Source organism: Streptomyces tateyamensis (assembly GCF_003205575.1).
In the GTDB taxonomy this organism is placed as follows: domain Bacteria; phylum Actinomycetota; class Actinomycetes; order Streptomycetales; family Streptomycetaceae; genus Kitasatospora; species Kitasatospora tateyamensis.
In genome coordinates this window covers 6,177-11,314 of sequence record NZ_PYBW01000179.1, presented here as the reverse complement: position 1 = coordinate 11,314, position 5,138 = coordinate 6,177, and the positions used below count along the sequence as shown (strand labels likewise).

Annotated in this window: 4 protein-coding genes and 3 pseudogenes; 2 read left to right on the top strand and 5 right to left on the bottom strand. The window is 69.6% G+C overall.

Going from position 1 to position 5,138, the window contains the following annotated elements; translation table 11 throughout:
• On the bottom strand, window positions 1-467 hold a 467-nt coding region (locus C7C46_RS31500; protein WP_146259292.1), incomplete at its 3' end, for a hypothetical protein.
• A 1,141-nt stretch (window positions 468-1,608) separates the two neighbouring features.
• Entirely contained in the window at window positions 1,609-1,773 is a 165-nt protein-coding gene (locus C7C46_RS35500) for a hypothetical protein (protein ID WP_181442642.1), read from the bottom strand.
• 251 nt (window positions 1,774-2,024) lie between these two features.
• On the opposite strand from C7C46_RS35500, the gene C7C46_RS31490 reads away from it, so the two are divergent.
• On the top strand, window positions 2,025-2,744 hold the full coding sequence (locus tag C7C46_RS31490; RefSeq protein WP_181442641.1) for a DinB family protein: 720 nt from the start codon (window positions 2,025-2,027) through the stop codon (window positions 2,742-2,744).
• Between the two features lie 20 nt (window positions 2,745-2,764).
• Here C7C46_RS31490 and C7C46_RS37790 read toward each other — a convergent pair.
• Window positions 2,765-2,893 (bottom strand): annotated as a pseudogene (locus C7C46_RS37790) (IS630 family transposase); the annotation flags it as partial.
• Between the two features lie 54 nt (window positions 2,894-2,947).
• A pseudogene (locus tag C7C46_RS37785) lies at window positions 2,948-3,181 on the bottom strand (hypothetical protein); the annotation flags it as partial.
• Between the two features lie 191 nt (window positions 3,182-3,372).
• Here C7C46_RS37785 and C7C46_RS37780 point away from each other — a divergent pair.
• Window positions 3,373-3,666: a transposase gene (locus C7C46_RS37780; RefSeq protein ID WP_181442640.1), complete on the top strand. Its 294-nt coding sequence runs from the start codon at window positions 3,373-3,375 to the stop codon at window positions 3,664-3,666.
• A 93-nt stretch (window positions 3,667-3,759) separates the two neighbouring features.
• On the opposite strand, the pseudogene C7C46_RS31475 reads toward C7C46_RS37780, so the two are convergent.
• Window positions 3,760-4,495, bottom strand: a pseudogene (locus tag C7C46_RS31475) (class I SAM-dependent DNA methyltransferase).
• Window positions 4,496-5,138: the final 643 nt, after the last annotated feature.

Genomic DNA, 5,138 nt, shown 5'->3' with positions numbered 1-5,138 from the left:
CACCAACTGTGGAACTCAGGCTTGCGGGAGCAGCTGGGTGTCTTTCCGCCCGCGTGTGCCCGAGTCGGCTTCGAGCAGGTGCCGGGCATAGGCGCTGAGCACGGCACGGTGGTCAGGCCGAGCTCGGCAGCCTGGTCCGGGACCGTGCTCAGCTGGGCAAGCACCGGGGCGACGACAGCGGCCAGCGTCAGGATGCCCAGGTAGGACATGGCGATGCCGCAGCCGCTGCGAACCCGCCGCCAACTCGGCAGCGCCGGCCGGGGCTCCTGGTGGCCGACCGCGCGCGCCACCTCGGCGGTGAACAGCGCGATGATTGCGAGCCTGAGGAACAGCTGCAGGACGAGCGGTACTTCCGCGAGGAGCTGCTGAGCGGAGAGCACGATCACCGCGGCGGCCAGGGCGACCGTGGTGATCGAGACCCCGTCGGCCCGCGGGGCGATGCTGGTGAGCTTGCAGCGCAGGGCCACGGCGATTACCGCGGCGGCCAGCGCGCTGTCGCTTCCGATCGCCTGAGCCAGCCCGGCCGGGAGCAGGTACCGGGTCCCTGGTAGGCGAGGTCAGCCACTTGGGGCGGGAACGCGAGGACTGCGCAGGCGGCTCAGAGCAGCAGCCGGCGGTCGGCCGCGGACCAGATCGCGGGGCGCGGGGTGGCGCAGGGCGAGGCGTTCGGGGAGCATCGGTCTGGACCTCTGCTCGTGGGTCAGGTGCCCGAGCGCGACGGGGCGAAGCGGTGCGTCGTCTCGGGGCGGTCGCCCGTACAGGAACAGCTGGGGCACCGTGCGCTGGCGCGTCTCCGCGGCGCGGACCGGAATGACCGGGCTGTCGGGCCGCAGGGATACCAGCGGCAGGTACGGGATCGTGTGGTGGTGCGGCGCCCCCGCTGGCGCGCACCCCTTGGCGCCCGGCGGGGCGGAGGCACTGTCCGCCTGCGTTCCTGACTCCGCCGGTCGGCAGCACCCTGCGAGAACGGCCGGAAGGCCAGGCTCGGGGCGCCGGCCGCCGGCCTGGCCAGGGCCGGTGGTGTGGTTCGGAGCCAGCGGGACCGTCTCCAGCGACGCGGCTTCGCAGGAGGCGGCGACCATCAGCAGCGCCGCGAGCCCGCCGATCCAGCCCGCCCGAGGCCGGGCTGAGCTGCGGCTGTCGGCCTCGGCGGCGCTCAAGGCAACGAGGTTCATGCCCGCCTGTTGCTCGGTCGCGGTGCTGGCAAGGGCCGCCGGACCGGGTGGGCTGACCGGGCCGTGCCCGGATCCGTCCGTCGGGGGGCACGTCGCGGCGGGCGGCGAGGCGGCTGGCAGTTCGCCCAGCAACACGGCAGCGAGGGCGAAGGGGTCGGGGACCTGGGCGGCGCACGCGGCCGCCACGATCAGCCCCCATGTCAGGGACGGGCAGGCGGGTCCAGCCGACTCGGGGTATAACGGTTCTGGCGTATTCGGGGAGGTCATGGTCTCTTCGGCGTCATCGGTTGCGGGAGCAAGTCTCGGCCGCCTGCCGGTCGGCGCGAGCGCCGTTTCGAAGGCTCAGGCGACTGCCCGGCACGGGGCCGGAGCGCAGTGGTGCTGCCCCGGGCCGTAGCAGTACGGCACGGGTGCCGGGGTCGGGCGGTGGCGTTTAGCTGCCGGCCCCGGCAGGTTCGGTGGCAGCCAGCTGGTCGGCCATGAGCAGTGCCCGCTCGACGGACAGTTCTTGGCGGATCGGGGCAGCACGAGAGACGAGATCCACGACGACATCGGAGGCGAGTTCGCGTTTCCGCTCAACCGTGTTGCGATGTCGCACAGCTCGACGATGTTGCTGCTGCGCGATGGTGCCGGGGCCGAGAAGTCTGCTCGGCGGTCGTTGGAACTTCTCGCACAGGGGGACCCGACTACCACGCCGCGAGCGATCGCTGCCCAAGCCCGAACCGACCTGGCGATGGCACTGCTCCTGCGCAGCGAGCTGGACGGCGCCATCGAGGAACTGCAGCCGGTCCGAGGCCAAAACAAACCGGGGAGGCTGGCTTGTCGGTGCCCGGACCTAGTATGCGGACCATGACGCGGTATATCGATGAGGATCTGCACGGTGCGGAGTTCCGCGAGTGCGACTTGACCGGGGCACGCCTGATCGGCGTCGTCATGCAGGATGCCGTGATCGATGGGCTCATCACCAACCTCGTGGTGAACGGTGTCGAGGTCACCGAGTACGTCGAGGCAGAGCTCGACCGGCGTCATCCGGTGCGGGTGCTGATCCGCTCCGAGGACCCTGCCGATCTGCGCGAGGCATCGCATCAGCTCCATGCCGGCTGGGCCGCCACGATCGAGCGAATCCGCCGTACGCCCGGCAGCGAGCGCCGCAGCGTGAACGACGAGTGGTCGGCGGTGCAGACGATGCGCCATCTGGTCTTCGTCCACGACTCGTGGTTCCGCCGCTGCTGCCTGGGCTCGACGGAACTGTTCACGCCGATGGGCATCGGGCCGACCGTCGAGCCCTACCGTGGAGCGCACGGGCTTGACTTGTCGCTCGATCCGGCCCTGGATGAGATCGTGAGCGTGCGTGAGGCACAGGCTGCCGAGCTCGAGGCCTGGCTTGACGAGGTCACTGCTGTGCAGCTCGCAGCGCGGGCGCCGGTGCCCGACGACGATGTCTGGCCGCCGTACGCCCGGGGCCGCTTGGTGCGGCAGTGCCTCCGCACGGTGCTCAACGAGACCTTCGAGCACCACCGCTTCTGCGTTCGCGACCTCGACCTGATCGAGGCACAGGACGCCGAGTAGGGCCGACTACGGACAACGTGCACCCGCACCTCCTTGGCGGTCACCGCATTGTCGTCGCCGACGGCGAACCGCTCACCGGCCTCCATCCTCAGCTGCTCTCGCACCGCTCTACGCTCGGCGGTCAACCCGCCTTCTTGCGCATATCTCACACAACAGACGTACCGCCGGACCAAACAACTGTCAGCCCTCGACGACACCACACCTTAAAGCTCAGTAGCTGATCCACACGTCTTGACTATTGCTCGCGGCGAGCGGTGGAACGCGGTGGTCAGTTTGTGGCGCCCGGGCCAGGTGGCTGCATTCGCAGCCGTAGGCCACGGGCTCCGCGGGTGATCCGGGCGGCTGCGTGCAGGAGGCGGTAGCGGAGCCTCTTGGTTCGGCGGGGGGCAACTCGCCTTCCAAGAGCAGGGTCGCGTCCAGGCCAACAGGTCGATCGCGGTCAGGGCGCGCACCCCGCTACAAGTCCACACTCGTCGGCCCCTACCGCGACCATCTGCGCCGGCGCCGGGCCGAGGACCCCGCAGCGCCCGTCACCCGCAGCACTTCGCCAGCCTCCTCCTCACCCGACCCGAGAACCTGCGCGACAAGGACAGTGCGCTGCTGGGAGAACTCACCAGCCTGCCTGGAGATGACCGAAATCGCCTGTCCGACCGGAGAGTTCGCCCGACTGCTGACGCCGGCCGAGCTCAATGCCGCCAAGCTCACCGACTGGATCGCGTCAGTTCGCTCCGCCGACCCGCCCCACCTGCACTCCTTCACGAACGGCCTGGAACTCGACCGGGCCGCCGTCGACGCCGGGCTCGCCTTCCCGCACCACAATGGCCGCACCAAGGCAGTCAATACACGAACCAAGAGGATCATGCGGCAGATGCACGGCCGGGCCGGACTCTCCCTACTCCGCCACCGCATCCTCCTCCCGTGATCACCACACAGCGCTACCACCGAATACGGGCCAGAGCCGCTGGCTGTACAGACCCGCACGGAGTCGACGGATTATTCATGAGCGCCGGCAATCTCAGCTGAGCGGCTTCTCCCAGACGGAGACGTGCTGAGCACTGTCCTCGGTGAAGGGAGTCTGAGCCCAGCCCTCCCAGCGGTCGCGCAACTTCAGGCCGGCCAACTGGGCCATCAGGTCCAGTTCGGCAGGCCAGACATAGCGGAACGGGATCGTCCGATACCCGGCCCGGCCCTCGGCGGTGGCGACGTAATGGCAGGTCATCGCCTGAGTGGCGACGTGGAATTCGGACCATGCCCATTGCTCGGACCGGATTGGAACATGACGTTGTTCTGACCCGCAGGGATCTTCCGCAGTTCTGGGACCATCACCTCGACGACGAAGCAGCCTCCGGGCTCGAGATGATCCGCGGCATTGCGGAAACAGGCGACCTGCGCCTCCTGCGTGGTCAGGTTCACGATGGTGTTGTAGAGCAGGAATGCCAGCGAGAACGACCCGTCCGCTCGCGCCGTAGCGAGTCGCCGATGGTCACGCTGATCGCGTCGCCGCCGGGCTTGGCACGCAGCTGGTCCACCATCGCGGTGGACAGTTCGATTCCATGCACGGGGACGCCACGGTCGGCCAGCGGCAGCGCGATCCGCCCCGTCCCGATGCCCAACTCCAGAGCTCTGCCGTCCCCGGCGAGGTGTGCCAGCACATCCACAGCAGGGGTGACGACATCGTCCTGGAACAGCTGTGCGTGCGCCTCGTCGTATCGCTTGGCGACCGGCTCTTCGAAGTAGTCGTCATGAGTCACCGGCGAACCGTACCGCGATGGCAGTCGAGTTCCCGGTAATTTCCGGGCTCTGCCGACGGGATGGCACCGGACCGTGGTCGAAGCTTCCCGGCGCCACGCTGAGCTGCACGAACCCGCCGACCGCGCTGCTCACGTCCCGTCAGCGGGTTCCCCGCGGGGAGGGGTTGACCGCGCAAGAAGTGTCGTCCGGGGCCTTGACGCCAGCGAAGAACGGCCCCGAAACTCACCGAGAGAGCGCTCTCTCACTCTTGGTACCGCGATGCCCGCGTCCTCTGCCCGTCCGCGCAGAAGCTCGGTCATGACCCGCCGCGGTCCACCACCGCACCACCAGTAGTCTGCCCGCGCTCTCCCCGCATGGCCCCTCTGCGCCCCCACCCACCCGCAGGAGAACCCCGTGAAGCCCACCTCATCGCGCCCGGGCGGCACCGCCGCCAAGCGGCGCAGCTCCGCCGTGCTCACCTCCCCCTCCACCGTCCTCTCCTGCCCCTGACCCACGGCTCTGCGCCGCCGCCCCGCCTGGGGGTGGCGCCTGCTGCGGATCGGTCGCCGGCAGCCGCCCGGTTCGCTGCCGGAGCGGAACGGTTGAGGACCAGCCTTCTACGCGCCGGACCACGCCCTGCGGCCCTGCCGCTCGATCAGGTGC